22 protein-coding genes are annotated in these 21,446 nt (G+C 75.0%); 7 read left to right on the top strand and 15 right to left on the bottom strand.

Annotated features, from left to right (window positions below):
• Position 1 precedes the first annotated feature (1 nt).
• Entirely contained in the window at positions 2–574 is a 573-nt protein-coding gene (locus tag KBX63_RS02915; protein WP_210907746.1) for a nucleosidase, read from the bottom strand.
• Between the two features lie 212 nt (positions 575–786).
• Between KBX63_RS02915 and KBX63_RS02910 the strand changes: the two genes are divergently transcribed.
• Complete coding sequence (locus KBX63_RS02910) at positions 787–1,218, top strand: Rieske (2Fe-2S) protein (RefSeq protein ID WP_307871585.1); 432 nt, start codon at positions 787–789, stop codon at positions 1,216–1,218.
• 27 nt (positions 1,219–1,245) lie between these two features.
• Here KBX63_RS02910 and KBX63_RS02905 read toward each other — a convergent pair whose 3' ends face one another.
• The 3 genes from KBX63_RS02905 to KBX63_RS02895 form a co-directional block, all read right to left on the bottom strand.
• Complete coding sequence (locus tag KBX63_RS02905) at positions 1,246–4,122, bottom strand: Hsp70 family protein (RefSeq protein WP_210907742.1); 2,877 nt, start codon at positions 4,120–4,122, stop codon at positions 1,246–1,248.
• Positions 4,123–4,450: 328 nt separating this feature from the next.
• Entirely contained in the window at positions 4,451–4,984 is a 534-nt protein-coding gene (locus tag KBX63_RS02900; protein ID WP_210907740.1) for a GNAT family N-acetyltransferase, read from the bottom strand.
• Positions 4,985–4,993: 9 nt separating this feature from the next.
• Complete coding sequence (locus tag KBX63_RS02895) at positions 4,994–6,211, bottom strand: helix-turn-helix domain-containing protein (RefSeq protein WP_210907738.1); 1,218 nt, start codon at positions 6,209–6,211, stop codon at positions 4,994–4,996.
• Positions 6,212–6,424: 213 nt separating this feature from the next.
• Here KBX63_RS02895 and KBX63_RS02890 point away from each other — a divergent pair, with 213 nt between their 5' ends.
• From KBX63_RS02890 to KBX63_RS02880, 3 genes are all read left to right on the top strand, one after another.
• Positions 6,425–6,670, top strand: a complete 246-nt coding sequence (locus tag KBX63_RS02890) for a hypothetical protein (RefSeq protein WP_210907736.1) — start codon at positions 6,425–6,427, stop codon at positions 6,668–6,670.
• Between the two features lie 271 nt (positions 6,671–6,941).
• Complete coding sequence (locus KBX63_RS02885; protein WP_210907734.1) at positions 6,942–7,634, top strand: response regulator transcription factor; 693 nt, start codon at positions 6,942–6,944, stop codon at positions 7,632–7,634.
• A complete protein-coding gene (locus tag KBX63_RS02880; protein ID WP_210907732.1) occupies positions 7,627–8,640 on the top strand; it encodes a sensor histidine kinase KdpD in 1,014 nt (337 codons plus the stop codon). Before KBX63_RS02885 ends, KBX63_RS02880 begins: the two co-directional genes overlap by 8 nt.
• A gap of 27 nt (positions 8,641–8,667) precedes the next feature.
• Here KBX63_RS02880 and KBX63_RS02875 read toward each other — a convergent pair whose 3' ends face one another.
• From KBX63_RS02875 to KBX63_RS02865, 3 genes are read right to left on the bottom strand one after another with little or no spacing between them, the layout of a single operon-like run.
• Entirely contained in the window at positions 8,668–9,384 is a 717-nt protein-coding gene (locus KBX63_RS02875) for a class I SAM-dependent methyltransferase (RefSeq protein WP_374102179.1), read from the bottom strand.
• Complete coding sequence (locus tag KBX63_RS02870) at positions 9,381–10,061, bottom strand: DUF2064 domain-containing protein (protein ID WP_210907730.1); 681 nt, start codon at positions 10,059–10,061, stop codon at positions 9,381–9,383. The genes KBX63_RS02875 and KBX63_RS02870 overlap by 4 nt, the downstream gene beginning before the upstream one ends.
• Positions 10,058–10,732: a glycosyltransferase family 2 protein gene (locus tag KBX63_RS02865; protein ID WP_210907729.1), complete on the bottom strand. Its 675-nt coding sequence runs from the start codon at positions 10,730–10,732 to the stop codon at positions 10,058–10,060. Before KBX63_RS02865 ends, KBX63_RS02870 begins: the two co-directional genes overlap by 4 nt.
• 145 nt (positions 10,733–10,877) lie before the next feature.
• Here KBX63_RS02865 and KBX63_RS02860 point away from each other — a divergent pair, with 145 nt between their 5' ends.
• The gene (locus KBX63_RS02860) at positions 10,878–12,371 is read left to right on the top strand and encodes a hypothetical protein (protein WP_210907727.1); all 1,494 of its coding nucleotides are present in this window, start codon (positions 10,878–10,880) and stop codon (positions 12,369–12,371) included.
• 174 nt (positions 12,372–12,545) lie between these two features.
• Here KBX63_RS02860 and KBX63_RS02855 read toward each other — a convergent pair whose 3' ends face one another.
• Positions 12,546–13,610, bottom strand: coding sequence for an NAD-dependent epimerase/dehydratase family protein (locus KBX63_RS02855; RefSeq protein ID WP_210907725.1), 1,065 nt, complete (start codon positions 13,608–13,610; stop codon positions 12,546–12,548).
• A 237-nt stretch (positions 13,611–13,847) separates the two neighbouring features.
• Between KBX63_RS02855 and KBX63_RS02850 the strand changes: the two genes are divergently transcribed.
• A complete protein-coding gene (locus tag KBX63_RS02850; RefSeq protein WP_210907723.1) occupies positions 13,848–15,221 on the top strand; it encodes a molybdopterin-dependent oxidoreductase in 1,374 nt (457 codons plus the stop codon).
• Positions 15,214–15,708, top strand: coding sequence for a hypothetical protein (locus KBX63_RS02845; protein WP_210907721.1), 495 nt, complete (start codon positions 15,214–15,216; stop codon positions 15,706–15,708). The genes KBX63_RS02850 and KBX63_RS02845 overlap by 8 nt, the downstream gene beginning before the upstream one ends.
• On the opposite strand, the gene KBX63_RS02840 is transcribed toward KBX63_RS02845, so the two are convergent.
• From KBX63_RS02840 to KBX63_RS02810, 7 genes are all read right to left on the bottom strand, one after another.
• Entirely contained in the window at positions 15,675–16,382 is a 708-nt protein-coding gene (locus KBX63_RS02840; RefSeq protein WP_210907719.1) for a dihydrofolate reductase family protein, read from the bottom strand. The genes KBX63_RS02845 and KBX63_RS02840 overlap by 34 nt on opposite strands.
• Positions 16,379–17,080 (bottom strand): GTP cyclohydrolase II, encoded by a 702-nt coding sequence (ribA, locus tag KBX63_RS02835; protein WP_210907718.1) that lies wholly within the window; start codon positions 17,078–17,080, stop codon positions 16,379–16,381. The genes KBX63_RS02840 and ribA overlap by 4 nt, the downstream gene beginning before the upstream one ends.
• A 58-nt stretch (positions 17,081–17,138) precedes the next feature.
• A complete protein-coding gene (locus KBX63_RS02830; RefSeq protein WP_210908513.1) occupies positions 17,139–18,077 on the bottom strand; it encodes a lysylphosphatidylglycerol synthase transmembrane domain-containing protein in 939 nt (312 codons plus the stop codon).
• Positions 18,078–18,141: 64 nt separating this feature from the next.
• Positions 18,142–18,966 (bottom strand): class I SAM-dependent methyltransferase, encoded by an 825-nt coding sequence (locus KBX63_RS02825; RefSeq protein WP_210907710.1) that lies wholly within the window; start codon positions 18,964–18,966, stop codon positions 18,142–18,144.
• On the bottom strand, positions 18,963–20,039 hold the full coding sequence (locus KBX63_RS02820; RefSeq protein ID WP_307871613.1) for a glycosyltransferase family 4 protein: 1,077 nt from the start codon (positions 20,037–20,039) through the stop codon (positions 18,963–18,965). The genes KBX63_RS02825 and KBX63_RS02820 overlap by 4 nt, the downstream gene beginning before the upstream one ends.
• Positions 20,039–20,437: a 6-carboxytetrahydropterin synthase gene (locus KBX63_RS02815; protein ID WP_210907708.1), complete on the bottom strand. Its 399-nt coding sequence runs from the start codon at positions 20,435–20,437 to the stop codon at positions 20,039–20,041. Before KBX63_RS02815 ends, KBX63_RS02820 begins: the two co-directional genes overlap by 1 nt.
• A gap of 2 nt (positions 20,438–20,439) precedes the next feature.
• A complete protein-coding gene (locus KBX63_RS02810) occupies positions 20,440–21,423 on the bottom strand; it encodes a zinc-binding alcohol dehydrogenase (RefSeq protein ID WP_210907706.1) in 984 nt (327 codons plus the stop codon).
• Positions 21,424–21,446 lie beyond the last annotated feature (23 nt).

Here is a 21,446-nt window from a genome sequence, read left to right as displayed (position 1 = left end):
GTCAGGCGAGGTGTCGGCCGGCCCACTCGGCGAGGTCCCGGGCGCAGGCGTCCACCGACTCCCGCCAGGTCCGCGCCGCACCCTCCCCCGCCTCATCGCTGACCCGCTTGACCAGCCGGCACGATACGCCGGCCTGGTTGGCGGCCCAGGCGATCGCGTACCCCTCCATGTCGACCAGGTCGGCGCGCTGCGCCAACCGGTCCCGCGCGTCGTCGTCGGCCACGAACGTGTCGCCGGTGGCCAGCACCGCGCCCTCGATGGCCAACGGCAGCGGCGCGCCGTACGTCTGGCCGGTCAGCGTGCGCAGCAGGGCGGTGTCCAGGTCGTGCTGGAGCACCGTGGCGACCTCGTGGATGCCGGCCCAGCCGGGGCGCAACGCTCCCGCCGTGCCCAGGTTCAGCAGCAGGGCGGGACGCGGGCCGGCGGCCAGCACCGCCGCCACCGCGCTGGCGGCGTTCACCTTGCCCATCCCGGTGAGCAGCACCGGCAGCTCCGGCGGGAGGTACCGGGCCTCCTCCTCGACAGCGAGCACCACAAGCGGACGATCGGCCCGGACCGTACCCCGAAGAATCACCGCAGCATCGTACGGGCCGTCCCGACAGCCGGAGCGGCGACGTCGGCGGACGTGCGCCCAGCCATCATTCAGCCGGCTCGCACCGCGTGTTCAGCCCGGTGCGGCAGGCTGGTCCGGCGAGCCACCGGACGCACCCGGGTGCGCCGTCGCCCATCGCCGGCGACCGCGCCCGGACGACAGCGGTCCGGCCCGCCGACGGAGAGGTGACGACGGTGTACGACGGGCAGGAGTTCCTCCGCGACAACCGCTGGTGCCTGAGCAGGCGAGCGCTGCTGACCGGGGCCGGTGCGCTCGGCGCGGCCGGACTGCTGAGCGCCTGCGGCGCCGGCGACTCCCCCACCGGTCAGGCGGCTGCCGCACCCGGCACCGTACTGGCCCGCACCGGCGACGTGCCGGTCGGCGGAGGCACGGTCATCGACGGTGTGCTGATCGTCCAGCCCGAGTCCGGCACCTTCACCGCGTACGACGCGACCTGCCCGCACCAGGGCGTGCGGGTCGGCGCACCCCGCGACGGGGTGATCACCTGCCCGGCGCACAACTCCACCTTCGCGGCCAGCGACGGCGCCCGCCTCGGTGGCCCCGCCACCCGTGGGCTCACCGAGATCCCCGTCCGGGTCGACGGCACGAACATCATCCGCGCCTGACGGCGCGAGGCCGGCCGGCTGGCGCGGTCAGTCGTCGGCGAAGCGGTACAGGACGAAGTCCTTGTCCGCGCCGCAGGCGATCACCCGGGTGTTCCACGAGCAGGACGCGCTGCGGACGTCCTGGAGCTCGCCCAGCGGGTCGACCTCGCCCGACTCGGCCCACACGCCGGCCAGGACGCGGTTGTCCGCCACAGTGCTGGGCGCCTTGGCGAAGACCAGCAGGTTGCCCTCGTCGAGGCGGACCGCCACGCCGCGGCGGTCCCGCAGCACCTGCTTGCCGTCGGCGTCGAAGAGGGTGACCGTCGACTCCGGGCTCTCCCGCTCGGCGAGCAGCTGGGTGCCGAGCGGGACCAGGCCGGTCGCGCCCGGCGCCGGCCACCGAACCGGGCCCTCACCCTCGGTCGCCGCCACGACCTCGGTGCGCTCGGCCTCGCTGTTCGGCACCTCCAGCAGGCACGCCCGCCGCTCACCGCAGGCCACCAGCTCCTCCGGTCGGCGCTGATCGTTCCCGGCCCGGTAGAGGACCACGGGCGTGGCGTCGGAGTTCAGGTCGTACGCCAACAGCTGGTACCCACCCTCGTTGGCCGCCACGTAGAGCCGGTCCTCGTGCGCCACCACCAGGTCGTCGAGATCGGCGACGTTGCCCCACTGGCGCAGTACCGAGCCGTCGGCCATGTCGAGCAACCGTGCCGACCGGTCCGCACCGATCTGCACGAGTCGCCGCCCCTTGCTCGTCCACGGGTTGCGGGGCGTGCCGTCGAGGAAGGCCGGCCCACCGGCCGCCTCATCGGTGCCCACCGGCCGGACGACGGTGCGGCCGCCGCCGTACTGGTCGGAGGGGTTGGCTTGGGTCCACGTCTGGTGGCCGTCGCTCAGGCGCAGGCCAACCAGTCGGCCGCCGGCCCGGTCCACGAGCACCGCAACGCCGTCGGCGAAGTACACGCTGTCGTCGCCACGGATGGCGCGGTTCCAGCTCTGCGCGCCCGAGCTACCATCGAGGACGGCCAGCTGGCGGGGGGTGCTGTCGCCCGGCGCGTCGGCGATGACCGCGACCGCCCCCGGGACGGCCACCAGCCCCGTCCAGTCGTCGGCGGTGATGTCGGTCGGCTCGCGCCACAGCTGGTCGCCGGTGTCGGTGTCGACGGCGACCACCTCCAGCCGGTCGTCCGGCAGCGGGTACCCGAGGTAGGCCCGGTCCTCGAGCACCGCCGTCCACATACCGCTCGGCCGCTCGGCGCCGGCATGCGGCCGGGACAGCTCATGCAGTGGTCGGAACTCCAGGTCCGGGTATTGGTCGCGGGTGAAATAGAGCGTCGACGCGGTGGCCACCCCGGCCAGGGCGAGCACCGCGCCGAGCACCACCCACCGGGCCCGCCGCCAGCGCGTCCCGAGGGCGGCGGTGGGGGTCGGCGGCGGGGTTGCACCGGAGCCGCCGACCAGGGTGGCCGGTACGCCCGCCGGCTCCGGCATGGTCGGCGTCGGCGTGCCCGGCCAGGCCGGCCCGGACGGCCCCGCCGGCAGGGTCGACACCGGCCCGTGTTGCGACGGCACGGTCGGCGCGGTCGAACCGGCCCCGGCCGGGATGGTCGGCGCAGTCGAACTGGCCGCGGCGGACGAGGTCAGCGCGAACGCCGGTCCTGCCGGCGACGCAGGCGCGTGCGCCGGTTCGGCTGGCGCGAACGCCGGTCCTGCCGGCGAGGCTGGTGCCGGCGGCGCAGGTGCCTCGGGCGGGGCGAGCGGTGGCCCGGCGTACGCCGGCACGGACAGCTGTCGGCGCAACGGCAGGTCGGTCAGCGCCCCTTCAGCCACCGGCAACTCCGGCTGGTCCAGCACCGTCGGGGCCACGCCCAGCTCGGCGTGCAGCATCCGGGCCACCAAGGGGATCCGCGACGAGCCACCGACCAGGAACAACCCGGCGAGCTGGTCGGGGCTGAGCCCGGCGGCGGCGATCACCTCCCGGGCCCGGTCGACCGCGCGGCGCAGCAGCGGCGTTGCCACCCGCTCGACATCGGCCCGGGTCAGCCGCACCGCGTCGGCCACCCCGGGCACGGCGACCGGCGCCACGGTGGACCGGGACAGCGTCTCCTTCGCGCCCCGGACCTCGTCCCACAGCCGGACCTGGTCGCGGCGCTGCGCCGCATCCGCCGGGTGAATCAGCCGGGCCCACCGCGCGGGGTCGCCGACCAGCTCACCGACCCGCTGCACCAGCGCCGCGTCGAGGTCCAGGCCACCGAGGTCGGGCAGACCACCGTCGGCGACCACGCTGAAGCCGGAATCACCCCACGGGTCGGCACCCTCGTTGCGCAGCACCGCGACGTCGAGCGTCCCGCCACCGAAGTCGAACACCGCGATCGCGCCGCCGACCGGCACCGGCCGGTGCAGCACCTGCGTGTAGTAGCGGGCGGCGGCCACCGGCTCACGCAGCAGCCGGGTGCCCGGCGGCGTCGGCCCGGCGAGGGTGTGCTCGGCCGCCTGCGGCCAGCCGGCCCGCACCAGCGCGTCGGCGAGCACCTGCCGCCGCGTCGCATCCCAGGCCGCCGGACAGGTGACCACGGCCGGGGGTAGAAAGCCGACGGTGCCCACCGCGGCCCGCGCGACCGCCGCCAGCACCGCGGCGAGCAGCTCGGCCGGGGGGTACGAGTGGTCGCCGAGCAGCACGCCCGGCTCGTCCACCCGACGCTTCGGGTTCGCCTCGAATCGGGCCGGGTCGGCCTGCGCCAACCGCCGGGCGTCCCAACCGGCGTGCAGCGTGCCGTCCGGGTCGGCGTACACGGCGGACGGGCTGACCGGCTGACCGTCCATCAGCAGCGGACGGGTCCGCCCGTCCGGCCAGCGCAGCACCGCGACCGTGTTGGACGTACCGAGGTCGACGCCGAGGGCGAAGCCCTCGTGCTGGCCTGCCATCTGCCCGATACCTCCGCCACGACGAGGGGAACTCAGCCCCGCATCGTACGCAGCCGCTGCCGCCCCGCTGATCACTCGGTCAGGCTCGGGCCGAACCGACGTCCTCGCGAGCGCTCAGAGGGCCGTACAGCGGACATCCTGCACGACCCGGATAACCGCCGCGCACCGAGAACGCGTCCGAATCCACGAACCGTCGCCGCTTGCGCATCAAGGAAACCTTTCTCCAATCATTTGATGACCGCAATCACTGGCATCCGACCGTCCGTACGGCCAGGAAGGCGGTCGCGTCGATCAGCACTCTGTGCAGGACGGTCAGCGGTCATTTGACCTAAACTCGCGCGGCTGGCCAGTCGAATAGCAGCAGGTCCATGGGTGTCCCGTCCGGCATCGTGGAGCGAGCGACCTGGCGCCACCCGGCCCGCGCGTACATTCGGCGCGCGGCGGCCCGTGGATCGGATGCCAGGGTGGCGTACCGCTCGTGTCGCCCGTCGAGCAGCCGGGCCATCAGCCCGGAGCCGACGCCTTCGCGGCGGCGGTCGGGAGCGACGATCCACTCCATCACGGCGAGTTTGTCCGCGACCAGCACGTCGGCGGGTGGATCCTGGTCGGCCTGTGACCACCACCTGCCGGCGAGCATCGTCCACCCGTACGCCGCCCCGATCAGCGCGCCGTCGTCCTCTGCGGCAACGAGGGTGAACCCGGGCCGGGCCGCCTCAGTGGGCAGTCCATTCGCGAACCGGCTCACCTGCTCCGGCCCCTCCTCGTACGGGGGTTCTGCGTAAACGACCGCGTACAGCTCGACCAGCGGAGGGAACAGGGGTGCGGCTGAGGACCCGGTGCGAACGGTGTAGGTGACGGGCATCCCCGGATGCTAGGCGGTCACCCGCTCCACGAGCTCCCCGTACACAGGACGGCGCCGTTCCGCTGTGGGAACCACGTCCGCAACCTGCCGCGCCACGGATCGCAGCAGCGCGTTCTGCTGTTCCACCGGCAGGTCGTCCAGCAGGTCCGCTGCCAGTCTGAGCCCGTCGGGTATATGTCCGCCCCGGACGAGGCACGCCGCCTGGTGTAGCTGCACCTGCGCCCGCAGCCGAACCTGCGACAGCGGATACAGCTCCAACGCCCGCTCCTGCGCAGCCTCCGCGTCGGCGAGCCGGCCGGCGTGCGTGTAAACCCACGACTCGGTGTGCCGCAGCCGATGCTCCGGCCACCCCCACAGGGACTCCACGTCACCGACCACCGCCCCGGGCAGCTGCTCGGCGAGGTCGGAGAGTTGCCGCACCGTCGCCATGGCCTCGGCGTGGAGCCCGGCGAGGGACAGGGCCTGCGCCCGCCCAGCCAGCAACCCACACGACGCTGAGGTGGCCTGCCCGTGCAACAGCGGCAGCACCTGATCCGACAACGCCACCACCTCGGCCGGAGGGCGGCCGTCGTAGCAGCCATTGACGACATCCCACGCCCGCACCAGCACCCGCACGTCCGGATCACCAGACTCGTCGGCCGCCTGCTGCGCGGTCAACCACCAGCGGCGGGACATCAGTGTCTGCCCGGACGCGACCAGGCCGAGGGCGACGATCACGGACAGGCAGCCCGCGGCGCGAAGTAGGTGGGGTCGGCGGGCACCCGTGTCGGCGGCGATCTGATGTTGCAGGATGGTCAGATCCGTGCCGAGCTTGTCCATCAGCGCGTCAGTGGGCTGCTGGTAGTAGCCGAGCCCATAGCCCGCGACGATGTGCTCCCACTCGTCATGGTCGACGTCCACTGCCGCACCCAAGCCGTGGCGCAGCGCCTCCAGAGCGATCAGCGGGGAGACTGCTGGGGCTGCGGCGAGGGCCCCCATGGCTTGAATGACTGTGCGTCTGCGCACATCGACGTCGCCTGTCCGCTCCTGCTGGTACGCCTGAACCAACGCACCACCAGCGTCCAGGGCACCGTCGTAGGCGGCGACCACGGCACCGGTAACTGGCCGGTCGCCGCGCTCGATCTGCCCGAGATAGCCAAAGTCGTAGGCAACCCGGTCGGCCATGGCGCGCAGTGACAACTTGCCGGTCTTGCGGTGCCGCCTGAGTATGTCACCGAAACCGTCCACTTCACTCCCAGCGTGTGCGCTGCTGTGTGGGCCCACTGCTCACGGCTGCCGTTTGCCCAGGGTATCGGCAACTCTGAACATGTTGGCCGACGTTGCTGGCAGGACCCCCTCCATGCCGGCCGTCACGCACCTGTTCGCATGCGGATCCGCCGAAACCTCCGGGAAATCGAATCGCCGGCAACCGGGGCCGCCACTACCTCCGAGGCGTCAAACATGATCGTGGAACTGGATGTGCCCCGCGGCACCCGCCTCCTCCTCCTGGACATCGAGATTCAGCCCAACCCGACCGCACGTGACGAACTCGTGTGGGCGGTGGCCGTATACCGCGACGCCACCGACGGGATGGTGCTGGTGCATGGCCACGTGTGCGGCGCTGAGGGTGAGTGCGCCCGGGGTTGGTGCTTCGAGGCGAAGGTGCTCGTGGCGGCGATCCGCGCAAACCTGGACGGTGCCCGGTGAGCGTGCCCAAGCCGACGCAGGTCGCCGGATGGTGGCAAACCCTCGCCGACCACCAGCAGAGTTACGGTCGATGCCCGCGCTGCGGGACTCGTGCCCGGTGTTGGCCCCGGGCATCGGCTCTGGCCGAGCTGATCGCGCACGACGTGTACCACCTGAGTCGCCTCGGCCAGGATTCCGCGCCGCATGATGGTCGACTGGACGTAAGGGAACCGCAAGATCTGCTGGTTCGGCCCGCCGGTGGCACTGGCTAGGCTGGCCGGGGAGGTGGCCGGTGGCGCAGCGGGTGCTCGTGGTCGACGACGATCGGACCGTCAGCGACGTGGTCTGCCGCTACCTGGAGCACGCCGGGTACGACGTGAGCCACGTCGGCGACGGGCTGGCCGCCCTGCACGCCGTGCGGGACCACGCGCCGCACCTGGTGGTGCTGGATCTGATGCTGCCCGGTTTGGACGGGTTGCAGGTGTGCCGGCGGCTGCGGGAGCGGCCGGACGGCGTACCGATCATCATGCTGACCGCGCGCGGCGACGAGGCGGATCGGGTGCTCGGCCTGCAACTGGGCGCCGACGACTACCTGGGCAAGCCGTTCTCGCCGCGCGAGCTGGTGCTGCGCGTCGGTTCGGTGCTGCGCCGGGCCGGGGAGCCGGCCGGGCCTGCGGCGGAGCTGCTGGTCGACGCGGGGCTGGAGGTGGCCACCGGGCCCCGGGTCGCCCGCCTGCACGGCCGCGAACTGGCGCTGACGCTGCGCGAGTTCGACCTGCTGGCGCACCTGATGCGCCAGCCGAGGCGGGCGTTCCGCCGCACCGAGCTGCTGGAGCGGGTGTGGGGCTGGAACTTCGGCGACCAGTCCACGGTGACCGTGCACGTGCGGCGGCTGCGGGAGAAGATCGAGGACGACCCGGCCGAGCCCCGGCGGATCGTCACGGTCTGGGGCGTCGGCTACCGGTACGAGCCGGCCGATGCGTGACCTGGCGCTGATCTTCGGCGCGGCGCTCGCCGCGGCGCTCGGCGTCGGCCTGGTCGGCGCGCTGACCCTGCGGCTGCTGCGCGACCGGTCGATCACGGTGCACGTGTGCGTCCTGCTCACGATCACCGTGGCCGCCGTGGTGGCCGGAGTGGTGGTGGTCGCCCAGGCGATGTTCCTGTCCCCGCACGACCTCCAGGTCGTGCTGCTCACGGTGGCCGCGGCCGCGGTGGTGAGCCTCGGCGTGGGCTGGTACTTCGGTCGCCGGCTGGCCGTGGCCGCGGTATGGGCGGACCAGGCCCGGGAGCGGGAGCGCCGGGTCGAGAAGGGTCGCCGGGACCTGGTCGCCTGGGTGTCGCACGACCTGCGGACGCCGCTGGCCGGGCTGCGGGCGATGGCCGAGGCGCTGGAGGACCGGGTGGTCGACGACCCGGCGACGGTGGCCGAGTACCACCGGAGGATCCGTGCGCAGACCGACCGGATGACCCGCCTCGTCGACGACCTCTTCGAGCTGTCCCGGATCAACGCCGGGGCGCTGCGGCTGACACTGTCCGCGGTGCCGCTCGGCGAGGTGGTCTCCGACGCGCTGGCCGGCACCGCGCCCCTGGCCGAGGCCCGCCGGATCAAGCTGGTGGCCGCCGAGTCAGGCTGGCCGACCGTGCTGGCCAGCGAGCCTGAGCTGGCCCGGGTGGTGGGCAATCTGCTGCTCAACGCGGTGCACTACACGCCGAGCGACGGCACCGTCCGGGTGGACGCCGGGAGCGAGCGCGACGCCGCCTGGCTGGCGGTCGCCGACACCTGCGGCGGCATCCCCGAGGGTGACCTGCCCCGACTGTTCGACGTGGCGTTCCGGGGCGAGCCGGCCCGTACGCCCCGCTCGGGCGGGGAGGGCTCCGGCGGGCTGGGGCTGGCGATCGTCCGAGGGCTGGTCGAGGCGCACGGCGGCCGGGTGGACGTGCAGAACGTCGTCGGCGGCTGCCGCTTCGTGGTCCGCCTCCCGGCGGCCTGACCTGCGTCGACCGGCCGGCCCGGGCGGTCAGGTGCGGTCGGATACCAGCGGGTGGTCGGCGGTCAGCTCGCCGAACCAGCGTCGGCTCCGGCGGAACAGCTCCCGCACGGTCAGGCCGGCGGCTCGGGCGACCGGGTGGACGGCGTGTGTGTCGAGCCGTGCCCAGCGGAACGCCGGGCCGAGCAGCAGCCGGCCGGCCCGGTGCGCGGCGGCCACCCGGGCCTGGCCCTGCCACAGCCCGGCGCCGGGCGGCTCCAGCTCGACCAGCACCGTGCCGCCGGGCGCGAGCAGCGCACCGCACCGACGTAGCAGCGCGATCGGATCACCGCCGATGCCGATGTTGCCGTCGAGCAGCACCGCGTGCTCCCACCGGCCCTCACCGGGCAGCGGATCGAACAGGTTGCCGAGCAGGGCGACCGCACCCCGGGCGCGGGTCAGCCGCACCGCCGTCGGGGAGACGTCCACACCGACCGCCGTCAGCCCGGCCCGGGCCAGCGCCACGGTGAGCCGACCCGGCCCGCAGCCGAGGTCGAGCGTCGGCCCGGCACACCGGGCGACCACCCCGGCCACCGCCGGCTCGGCCGGGCCGTGCCAGCGGTCCACCGGCAGCCGGCTACGGACACCGTCACCCTGCACCAGCCACCGACCGCCGGCCGACCGGTCGGCGAGTGCGGCGCCGAAGGCATCGTGGAGCAGCGCTCCCCCGGGCCCGCTGACCTGGACTGCCGTGTCGACCGGGTTCACCGCCGGTCCCCCGGCACCAGGGCGAGCCGGACCGCCGCGACCTGCCGCGCGAACCGACCCTCGGGCACCTCCATCGCCACCGCGAGGGCGTCGGGCCACTCGTCGACGTCGCGCAGCACCGGCAGCGGCGCGACGCGCAGCCCCCGCCCGGTCAGCGCCGCCCAGGTGTCGTGGCCGGTGTCGGGTGTCGACATCGGGACTTCGTGCAGCACGTCCGCGTACCGGGGATCGCGCAGCCCCAGCGACCACCAGCCGCCGTCGCGCGCCCGCCCGAGCACCGCGTCGGCGGCGCGCAGCCGGCGTACCGCGTCGGTCAGCCGAGCCGGAGTCAGCTGCGGAGTGTCCATCCCGATCTGGAGCACCGGCCGGCCCGGGTACGCCGCCGCCACCTCGGCGTACGCGTTGGCGAGCCGTTCGCCGAGCCCGGCGCCGCGCTGGTCCAGCACCAGCCAGCCGGCCAGCGCGGCGGTCAGCGCGGCAGCGTCGTCCGCCTCGGTCAGCCGGCCCGCGCAGGCCAGCACCGGAGTCACCCCGGGGGTGGCGCGGACGGCGTCGAGGGTGTCGCGCAGCGCGGCGGCGGCGATCCGGGCAGCCTGCACGGCGGTGGCCGGAGGGCAGAGCCGGGTCTTCACCGCCCCGGGCACCGGCGCCTTGGCGACGACCAGCAGGACGGTCACCGGGGGCCGTCCATGGTGCGCAGCACGCCGGCGAAGTCGCGGGTGGCGCGCAGGGTGCCCCGCACCGAGCCGGACACCTTGGACCGGGTGCCGGCGGCCCGGGGCGCGTAGGTCACGTCCAGCTCCTGGATCCGCCAGCCGGCGGCGGCCGCCCGGATCAGCAGTTCGAGGGGATAGCCGAAGGCCCGGTCGGCGACGCCGAGGGCGAGCAGCGCGTCGCGGCGGGCCACCCGGATCGGGCTGAGGTCCCGCAGGGGTACGCCCCGACGGCGCAGCAGCGCCGCGACCAGCGCGGTACCGGCACGGGCGTGCCACGGCCACACCCCGGCGCCGACCGGTCGCCGCCGGCCCACACTGAGATCCGCCGTCCCGGCCGCCACCGGCGCGACCATGGCCGGCAGCTCACCCGGGTCGAAGGAGCCGTCGGCATCGAGGACGCAGACCAGCTCGCTGTCGGCGGCCTCCAGGCCCGCGTGCACCGCAGCGCCGTAGCCGCGCCGGGGCTCGTGGACCACCCGGGCACCGTGCCGGGCGGCCACCTCGGGCGAGCCGTCCCGGGAGCCGTTGTCCACCACGATGGCCCGGTAGCCGGGCGGCAGCGCGGTGAGCACGCCGGGCAGGGCGGCCGCCTCGTCCAGGCAGGGCAGCACCACGTCGATCTGAGTCGGCATACCGCCGACGCTAGGGCGGCACGCGGCCAGCGGAGGCCGGAATGTGCTTACCGAACGCTTACCACCTGGGCATTTCTTACCGTCCGGTGACGGGGCGGCGGTTCCGCCGACGGAAGGCCGACTGTCGCCGTACCGTCCGGTGGTCATGACCTCGACCACCGCTCCCGCCGCCACCCCCGGCCGGACCCCGACCCGCCGCTGTCGGGCGGACGCGCTGGTGCTGGGTGTGGAGTTGGCGCTGCTCGCCGTGGCGGTGGTGGTGGGAGCGCTGCTCAACGCGCGCGGCGCCGGCCTGCACGCCGACGCCGCCCCGCTCTACGCGACCTGGCGGCCGCACCTCGGCTGGGGCAGCCCGGCCGCGCTGCTGGTCGCGGTCGCGGTGGTGGGCTGGGGGACGCGATGGGCCCGCACCGCGCGGTGGTCCGTCCTGCTGGTCTCCGCGTGGCTGGCGGCGGTCGCGTGGACGCTGTCGTTGGCCCTGGTGGACGGCTGGTCGGCGGGGCTGACCCGGCGACTCACCCCGCAGGCGGAGTACCTGCACGAGGTCCCGCGAGTCACCGACATCCCGGCGATGCTGGCCGGGTTCACCGGCCGGATCCTGGACTTCCAGCCGGACTCCTGGTCCACCCACACCGCCGGGCATCCCCCCGGCGCACTGCTGATCTTCGTCTTGCTGGACCGGGTCGGCCTGGGTGGCGGCACCGCCGCCGCGCTGGCCTGCGTGCTGGTCGGGGCCACGGTGGCGGTGTCGGTGCCGGTGACCCTGCGGGCGCTGGGCGCCGCCGACGCGGCCCGCGCGGTGATCCCGTTCCTGGTGCTGCTGCCGGGAGCGGTCTGGGTGGGCGCCTCCGCCGACGGCATCTTCGCCGCCGTGGTGGCGGCCGGCCTGGCCCTGCTGGCGGTCCGCGGCCGGGCCACGGCCGCGGCCGGCGGCGCGCTGCTCGGCTTCGCGCTGCACCTGTCGTACGGGTTCCTGCTGGTCGGGGTGCTCGCACTGGCCGTGCTGGCACTGCGCCGCACCCACCGTTGGGGAGCGCTGCTCGCCGCCTGCGCCGGGGTGACAGCCGTGACGGCGATCTTCGTGGCGGCGGGTTTCGAGTGGTGGGAGGGGTATCGGCTGGTGGTCGAGCGGTACTACCAGGGCTGGGCCGCCGACCGCCCGTACGGCTACTGGGTGTGGGCCAACCTGGCCGCCCTGCTGCTCAGCGCCGGGCCGGCGCTCGGGCCGGCGCTGCACCGGGTGCTGCTGGCCGCCCGGTCGCAGTGGCCGGTGCTGCGCGGGGTACTGCCGGCTCGTGCGCCCGCGCCGCTGGCCGGGCCGGCGCCGGGTGGCCCGCGCTTCGGTCCGGGCGCGGCGGCGAACTGCTGGCGGGCCGCCGGCCGGCTGGCCACGCCGGCGGCAGCGGCGGTACGTGCGGCCGGGCCGACCGTGGTGCTGCCGCTGGCCGCCGTGGCGGCGGTGGTCGGCGCGGACCTGTCCGGGCTGAGCAAGGCCGAGGTGGAGCGGATCTGGCTGCCGTTCATCGTCTGGCTGCTGGTCGCCACCGCCCGACTGCCGGCCGGCTCACGGCGCTGGTGGCTGGCCGGGCAGGCGGTCACCGCGCTGGCGGTGAACCACCTGGTCTGGACGGTTTCCTAGCCCCAAGCGGCGCGGCCCGGCCGCCGTCAGCGGGTGGTGCTGCGCACGGCCGCCGACGACCTGTCTCGGTTGAGCGTTATGACTCTCAGTCATACATATACCTCAGAGTCATAACGCTCACTGCCGATACCGCCGCCCGGGCCGGTCAGAGCGGGCGGCGTCGGCGACGGCCGGTCAGCCCACCAGCGCGGCAGGTTCGCGCAGCGGGTCCGTGGCGAAGCCGGCGACCCCCTCGGCGAAGCCGACCCGGGCGGTGTAGCCGAGCAGTTCGGCGGCCCGGCGCGGATCGGCCACCACGTGTCGCACGTCGGCCACGCGGGCGCCCCCGACCACCTGCGGGGCCGGTCCGCCCATCGCCTCGGCCAGGGTGGCCGCCAACTCTCCGACGGTGTGCGGCTCGCCCGAGCAGACGTTCACCGGAACCAGCGTGGCCGGCGGCACGGTGCTGGTCAGGGCCAGCAGGTTGGCCCGTGCCATGTCGGTCACGTGCACGAAGTCGCGCCGCTGCCGGCCATCCTCCAGGACGCGGGGGGCCTCGCCGGCGGCCAGTGCGGACCGGAAGATCGACGCCACCCCGGCGTACGGGGTGTCGCGGGGCATCCGGGGACCGTAGACGTTGTGGTAGCGCAGCGCCCAGACCGTGCCGTCGGTCTGCCGGGCCCACGCCGCGGCCAGGTGCTCCTGGGCGAGCTTGCTCGCCGCGTACGTGCTGCGCGGCTCCAGCGGAGCGTCCTCGGGCACCAGCACCGGGTCGAGCCCGAGGACGCAGTGCGGGCAGGTCGGGTCGTACCGGCCCGCCGCGACGTCCTCGGCCCGCCGGGGCGCCGGACGCACCGTGCCGTGGCCGGGGCAGGTGTAGCGCCCCTCTCCGTAGACCACCATCGAACTGGCCAGCACCAGCCGGCCGATCCCGGCCCGGTGCAGCGCCGCCAGCAGCACCGCCGTGCCGTAGTCGTTGTGCGTGACGTAGTCGGGGGCATCGGACGGGTCCAGGCCGTGCCCGACCATCGCCGCCTGGTGGCAGACCGCGTCCACCCCGACCAGCAGCCGGTCCAGCAGCGGGCCGTCGCGGACGTCGCCGCGCACCACGTCGTGCCGACGCGACCAGGCGGGCAACTCTCCGCCGTGCGCCTGCGGCAGCAGCGCGTCCAGCGCCACCACCTCGTGCCCCTGCTCGATGAGCAGGTCGACGACCTGCGACCCGATGAACCCGGCCGCGCCGGTGACCAGTACCCGCATACCCGGTCACGCTAGGGCGGACCGGTGCCGGGCGGGTCGGTTCGGGCGACCCGTAAGGAGTTCGCAACAGCTCGGCGGGCGCGGACGCCCCGGTAAGCGTTCGGTAATGCGGCAAACCCGGCCGGGGCGTACCCGCGCGGTCTAGCCTGCCCGCAGTGCACCCGCTGCCGACCCGCGGCGGCCCGGCGCCCGCCGGTCGGTGGCGCGGGCGGCGCACGACGGCGAGGAGGAGCGGCGGTGTCGACCAACAGGCCCGGTCCGAGCACCGGTGGGACCGATGCGCCCGCGCCGGACGCGGAGGGCTACGGCGCGCCCCGCCGGTTCTGGCGGGCCCTGGACCGGCACCGGCCACCCGGTGTGGACGCGGCCGACCGGAGCTGGCGCAGCCCGCTGCGCGGCCCCTGGCTCACCGCCGTGTACGGGTCGGTGCTGCTGGTCGCGCTCCCCCTGGTGATCGTCACCGGGCTGCTCGACTACGCCGCCTACGGCCCCCGGTTCGACCAGGCGTTCCCGAGCGACGTGGGCTGGTTGCGGCTGCCCACCTTCGACTGGCCGACCCGGCCCTCCTGGCTGTTCCGGGTCACCCAGGGCCTGCACGTGACGCTCGGGATCGTGCTCATCCCGGTGGTGCTGGGCAAGCTCTGGTCGGTGATCCCGAAGCTGTTCAACTGGCCGCCCGCCCGCTCGTTGGCCCAGGTGCTGGAACGGGTCACCCTGCTGCTGCTGGTCGGCGGGATCCTGTTTCAGATCGCCACCGGCCTGCTGAACATCCAGTACTCCTACCTTTTCGGCTTCGACTTCTACACCGCCCACTACTTCGGCGCCTGGATCTTCACCGGCGCGTTCGTGGCGCACGTCGTGCTCAAGCTGCCCCGGCTGATCAGCGCGCTGCGGTCCCGCCCGCTCGGCGCCGAGCTGCGTACCCCGCGCGCCGAGACCCGGCCGGAACCGCCCGACCCGGACGACCTGGTCGCCGCGCGGCCCGGGCCGGCGACGGTCAGCCGGCGCGGCGCGGTCGGGCTGGTCGGCGGTGGCGCGCTGCTACTGGCCGCGCTGACCGTCGGGCAGAGCCTGGACGGCCCGCTGCGCCGCACCGCGCTGCTGCTGCCCCGGGGCCGCCAGCCCGGTCCCGGGCCGAACGGATTCCCGGTCAACCGCACGATCGCCGCCGCTGGCGTACGCCCCGAGCAGACCGGCCCCGGCTGGCGACTGATGCTGCGCGGCGGCGGCCGGACGGTGACCCTGGACCGGCCCGGGCTGCTGGCCATGGCGCAGCACACCGCCGCGCTGCCCATCTCCTGTGTGGAGGGCTGGTCGACCCGGCAGACCTGGACCGGCGTACGGCTGCGTGACCTCGCCGCCCTGGCCGGGGTCGCCGACCCGGCCGCCGCACGGGTGTCGTCGTTGGAGCAGGCGGGGCTGTTCCGGACGGCGGTGCTCGCGCCCAACCAGGTCCTCGACCCGGACTCGCTGCTCGCGCTGCGGGTCAACGGCGTCGACCTCTCCCCCGACCACGGCTATCCGGCACGGGTCATCGTGCCGGCCCTGCCCGGGGTGCACTGCACGAAATGGGTCGCCGAGATCGCCTTCCAGGGCCGCGCCGATGACTGACCTGATGGCCCGGCTACGCGCCGGCTATGGCGCCGGACCTCGGCACCTGATCGTGGTGACGGCCGCCATCGTGCTCGCCGGCTGGGTGGCGCTGCGGGTGGCCGGGGAGGCGACCGCCGGCCGGATGCTGCTCTGGTTCCTCGGCGCGGTCATCGCCCACGACCTGGTGCTCTTCCCGGCGTACGCGACCGCCGACCGCGTGCTGCGCGCGCTGGTGCGGCCCCGGGCGGGCAACCGGGTCGCCCTGCTCAACCACCTGCGGGTGCCGACGCTCGGCGCGGCACTGCTGTTCGTCGTCTACTCCCCCGGCATCCTGCGTCTGGGCGAAACCACCCACCTCGCCGCCACCGGCCAGGACCAGCGGCCGTACCTGGTGCGGTGGCTCCTGCTCAGCGCGGCCCTGTTCCTCCTCAGCGCCCTCACCTACGCCCTGCGCGCCCTCCCGCGCGGGCGTCAGTCGTCCGGGAAGCGGTCGGAGAGGGCGTAGCGGAGCAGGACCACGTCGCCGATCTGGCGGGTCTCGGCCAGTCGGGCCCGGCGGCCGGGGTGCCAGGGGAAGTGACCCTCGCCGACGAACCGGGGCGCCCGGCCGTCGCCGACGAAGAACGGTGCGACCACCAGGTGCAGTTCGTCGGCGAGGCCGGCGCTGAGGAACTGGGCGTGCACCGTCCCACCACCCTCCACCATCAACCGCCGCACGTCGCGGGCAGCCAGGTCGGCCAGCAGCCAGCCCGGGTCGACCGGCTCACCCGCGTCCACCACGGTGGCCAGCCGGCCGAGCCGTTCCTCGGTCTTCTCCAGCACGTCCGTGGCGCAGTAGACGAGCCGGGCCGCGTCGCCGGCGGTGAAGAACCGGGCCGTCGGGTCGAGGTCACCCCGGGCGGTCAGGGTGACCTTGATGGGCGAGGCGGGACGCCCGCGCGCCACCCGTTCGGCCCGTCGTCGGGCCGAACGCACCAGCAGCCGGGGATCATCGCGGCGGACGGTGCCGGCGCCGACCAGGATCGCGTCGCAGCTGGCCCGGACCGCGTCGACCCGGTCCAGATCGTCCGCGTTGGACAGCAGCAGCCGCTGGTCGGAGGCGTCGTCGATGTACCCGTCGATCGAGGTGGCGCAGCTCAGCAGCACGTACGGCCGCGCCAGCGCCGGCCGGCGGCTCACCGGGAGACGGGCCGATCGGGGGTACGGCGAGCCGGCACGGGCGGCGACGGCACCGCCTCCGCTGCCTCGGTCTCCGCAGCCTTGGCCGCCTTCGCCGCGAGGTAGTCGGCGTTGGCCGGGGACAGGTAGATGCCCGTGGGCACCCGCTCGACGACCGCCACACCCAGGCGGGTCAGCTGCTCGGCCTTGTCCGGATTGTTGCTGAGCAGCCGGATCCGGGGCACGCCCAGGGTGGTCAGCATCTGCGCGGCGGCGGTGTAGTCCCGCTCGTCCTCGCCCCGGCCGAGCGCGACGTTGGCCTGGTACGTGTCCAGCCCGGCGTCCTGGAGGGCGTACGCGTCGAGCTTGGCGTACAGGCCGATGCCCCGGCCCTCCTGGCGCAGGTAGAGCAGGAAGCCGCCGGTCTCGGCGATCCGCTGCACGGCCTCGCGCAACTGCGGCCCGCAGTCGCAGCGCTGGCTGCCGAACACGTCGCCGGTCAGGCACTCGCTGTGCGGGCGGACCAGTGGCGGCTCACCGCCGGCGGCGAGCCGGTCCAGCGCGCCGGCCCAGTCGCCGAGGCCGAGGGCGAGATGTTCCCGGCCGTCCACCAGGCCCTTGAACGTGAACACCCGGGTGCTCGTGGCGTAGCCGTCGGGAAACGTCAGCGGCACCGTGACCTGCGTACGGACCGTGGCGACCGGCAATGCTTCGGGCATGGGACTCCTTTGTCCGGCGCCACCGCCGTCCGGCGACGCGTACCGTCTCACAACCGGCTCAACAGCCGCCGCCGGAGGCGGCTTCCCGGGCGACGGCGGGAATCCGGGCCCGCCGGGCGAGCAGCACGGCGGCGCCGGGCAGACTGGCAACCAGCACCAGTGCACCGTAGACGGTAGCGGTGGCGACGCCCTCGGCGGCGCTGAGCCCGGCCGCGCCGAACGCCCACGCGGCCACGCCCTCGCGCGGGCCGAAGCCGGCGATGTTCAACGGCAGGCCCATGGCTAGCAGGGCGAGCAGGGTGAGCGGCAGCAGCCGGGACAGCGGGGCATCTGAGCCGGCAGTACGCGCCGCCACCAGGAAGGTGGTCAGGTGACCGGCGACCATCACGGCGGAGGCGACCAGCACGCCGAACCAGGTCCGCCGGGCCAGCAACCCGGCCCGGACGTCCGCCACGGCGGTGCGCAGGGCCCGCGCCCAGCGCGACCGGCCGGTCTGCGGCAGGACCCGCGCCAGCAGCACGGCGGCCAGCCCACCCGCGACCAGCAACCCCGCGGCGGCCGGCAGGTACGGCCGCACCGGGGACGGGAACGCGGCGAGCACCACCAGCGCGACGCCCACCAGGACCACCTGGCCGGCGGTACGCTCCCAGACCACCGCGCGGATCCCCCGGCTGACGTCTCCGGCGTCCCGGCCGTGGCGTACCGCCCGGTGCACGTCGCCGAGCACCCCGCCGGGCAGGGTGGCGTTGAGGAACACCGCCCGGTAGCAGTGCGCCACCGCGGTCGCCAGGGGCAGCCGCACGCCCAGGCCGCCGGCGACCAGGCTCCACCGCCAGGCCGCGCAGACCGTCGTGAGCACACCGATGAGCAGCGCAGCGGCCAACGCCGGCGCGTCGATCAGCCGCACCCCGGCGAGGAACGGGCCGCCGCCCACCTGCCACAGGAGGACGGCGAGCAGGCCCACCCCGCCGGCCACTCGTGCCCAGGCCCAGAACATCGGCACCGGTCCTCCCTGAAGATCGTCCACTTGACCTAGTGCACGTATCCAGGGCGCGAGCGGTTCATTCGCCGGCCAGGAGGTCCCGGTGCTCGACATGCACGGTGAGCCGGCCGGCGGCGGCGTCGACCAGCCGGCGCTGGGCGTACGCCTGGGCCGGGCCGGCCAGGTCCGGGCGCTCCTCACACGCCGCGCCCAGCCAGCCCCGGAACCACTCGGCGGTCAGGTCGGCCTGGTCCGGGCCGAGTCGCCACGGGCTGGGCCGCTCCCGGACCGGGACGCCCCGGCGGGCGAACGCGGCGACGGTCGCGGCGACGGCGTCCGGGCCGAGCATCCGCCGGCCGTCGACGGTGCGCCGCTGGTGGTCGTTGAACGCGGCCTCGACCGTCGGGTCCAGCGGGTCGGCCGGGGTGAGCCGGACCCGCCCGGTGACCGAGATCGCGAAGAGCGTGGGCCGGCCGGCGTCGGCGCAGGCGGCGACCACCCGCTCGACCTCCTCGGCGGTCAGCATGTCCAGCAACGCGGACGCGGTGACCAGGGCACCGTCGGCCAGGTCGGCGGCGGTGAGCCGGGTGAGGTCGCCACACCGGGTGCTGACCGTGACCGCTGCGCCGTCGGCGGCGGTGACACCGGCCATGCCCTCGGCAGCCCGGGTCAACAGGTCGGCGTCCCGGTCGTGCAGCACCCAGTGCTGCGGGCCGGGCAGCCGGGCCGCCAGCCAACGGCTCATCGAGCCGGTGCCGCTGCCCAGGTCGTGGATCAGGATCGGCGCCTCGCCGGCCAGCCGGGGGCGGACCACGTCCACCAGGTCCGCGGCGCGGGCCGCCGCGTCGGCGGGCTCGCGCAGCCGCAGCCAGTCGGCGAACGGCAGGGTCTCCTCGACGGTCATGCCACCTCCTCAAGCACGGCGGCCAGCAGCGCGGTCGTCACCGGCCAGTCGGTCAGGGTGTCCCGCCGGGCCAGGGCGGCACGCCGCAGCCGGGTACGCAGGGCGTCGTCGCCCAGCCAGCGCGTCAGCGCGCCGGCCAGCGCGGCCGGGTCGTCCGGCGGGACCAACAGCCCGGGCCGCTCACCGCCGGGCGCCCGGCCGAGCGCCTCCGGCAGGCCGCCCACCTCGGTCCCCAGCACCGGCAGACCCCGGGCCAGCGCCTCGGTGACGACCATCCCGTACGTCTCGCCCCGCGACGGCAGCACCAGCAGGTCGGCGGCGGCGTAGGCGGCGTCCAGCGCGGCGCCGGTCAACGGGCCGGCCAGCCGGACCCGGTCGGCGATGCCCGCTGCGGCGAGCCGCTCACGGAGCCGGTGCACCAGCTCCGGCTCCCGGGCCAGCGTGCCGGCGCAGACCAGCGTCCACGGCAGCCCGGCGAGCGTGGACAGCGCGTCCACCAGCACGTCGTGCCCCTTGTGGCGGGTGACGGCCGCCACGCATAGCAGCCGGTCGCCGGCGACCGAGCCGGGCACCGGCGCGGCGGGCGTCACCCCCGGCGGCGCGGCCCGGACCCGGTCGACCGGCAGCGGGTGGCGGGCCAGCAGCCGTCCGCGCGTCCACTTGCTGGTGGTGACGACGGCCCGGGCCGTGGCCAGCGCGTGGGCCTCGGCCTCGTCGTCCAGCGGCAGGTGCACCAGGACGACCAGGCGCAGCCTCCGGGCGTGCGGGGCGAGCAGGTCCGGAACGGTCGAGGCGATCAGGCCGTCGAGCAGCACCACGGCGTCGTCCGGCGCGGCGGCCAGCAGCCGGGCAAGCTCCACCCGGTCGGCCGCGTCGGGGTACGGCCAGGCGCCGGGCACCGGATGTTCGCGCACCGACCAGCCCAGCTCGCCGAGCCCCCGGCAGATCCGCCGGTCGTAGGAGTTGCCGCCGCTGGGTGTGGCCGGGTCGTCGATGTCGCCGGGCAGGACGACGTGCACGGCACGGCCGGGAGAAGCGGGCCGGTCGACCGGTGTCGCCCGGCCCGCCCCGATCACAGCGACCGCTCGTAGCTGGCCCAGGCGATGTGCGACTCGTGCAGGGTGACGGTGATGCCGGCCAGTTCACGCGCCCCGGCGCCCAGCTCACCGGCGTGCGCCCGCTCGGCCAGCCGGTCGGCGACGGTACGGGCCAGCACCTCGGTGGTGGTGTTCACCCCGGCGAACGCGGCCTCGTCGTCGAGATTGCGGTAGGTCAGCTCGCCGAGCACGGCCCGCAGCTGCTCGGTGGCCAGACCGATGTCGACCACGATGCCGTCGGCGTCCAGGTCCGGCCGGCGGAACGTCGCGTCCACCACGAAGGTCGCCCCGTGCAGGCGCTGGGCCGGGCCGAACACCTCGCCCCGGAAACTGTGGGCGATCATCATGTGATCCCGAACGGTCACGCTGAACACGGTCACTCCCCGTCGTCGTAGGTGATGAGATGGCAGAGCGCGGCAAGGTCACCCGTGCTCAGTCGAGCGAGAACGTCGGGCAGCTCCGCGAACCGGGACGCGCCGGTGATCAGCGCGTCGAAGGCCGGGTCGTCGAGCAGGTCCAGGGCGAGCGCCAGCCGGTCGGTGTAGCTGCGCCGCCCCCGCCGTGCGGGCGCCACCATGCCGACCTGGCTGCTGCGCACGGTCAGCCGTCCGGAGTGGAACGCCCCACCGAGCGACACCTGCACCGGGCGGTCGCCGTACCAGCTCAGCTCGATCACCGTGCCCTCCGGCGCGAGCAGGTCCAGCGAGCGTTGCAGACCGTCGGCGGTGGCGCTGGCGTGTACGACCAGGTCTCGGTCGCCGGCCGCGTCGGCCGGTTGGGCGAACCCGACACCGAGCGCGCCGGCGATCCCGGCCCGGCGGGCGTCGGTGTCGACCAGCTCGACCTGCACGCCGGGGAACCGGGCGAGCAGCGCGGCGACGCAGCAGCCCACCATCCCCGCACCGACCACGCTGACCCGGTCGCCGACCAGCGGCGCGGCGTCCCAGAGCGCGTTCACGGCGGTCTCCACCGTGCCGGCGAGCACCGCGCGGGCGGGCGGCACGTCGTCCGGCACCGGCACCACGGCGGTGGCCGGCACGACGTACGCGCTCTGGTGCGGGTGCAGGCAGAAGACCGTGCGCCCGAGCAGCTCCGGTGGGCCCTGCTCGACGACGCCGACGCTGAGGTAGCCGTACTTCACCGGGCCCGGGAAGTCGCCCTCCTGAAAGGGCGCGCGCATCGCGGCGTGCTGGTCGGCGGGCACCCGGCCAGCGAAGACCAGCGTCTCGGTACCCCGGCTGACCCCGGAGTAGCGTGCCCGGACCAGCACCTCGTCGGGGCCCGGTACGGGCAACGACACCGGCCGGATCTCCGCCGCGCCGGGCTCGCGCACCCAGCAGGCGTACGCCTCGCGGATCACCGTCGCGCACCTCACCTTTGCTC

It is taken from the genome of Micromonospora sp. U21 (assembly GCF_018070045.1).
GTDB lineage: Bacteria > Actinomycetota > Actinomycetes > Mycobacteriales > Micromonosporaceae > Micromonospora.
This window is presented reverse-complemented; position numbering and strand designations above follow the sequence as displayed.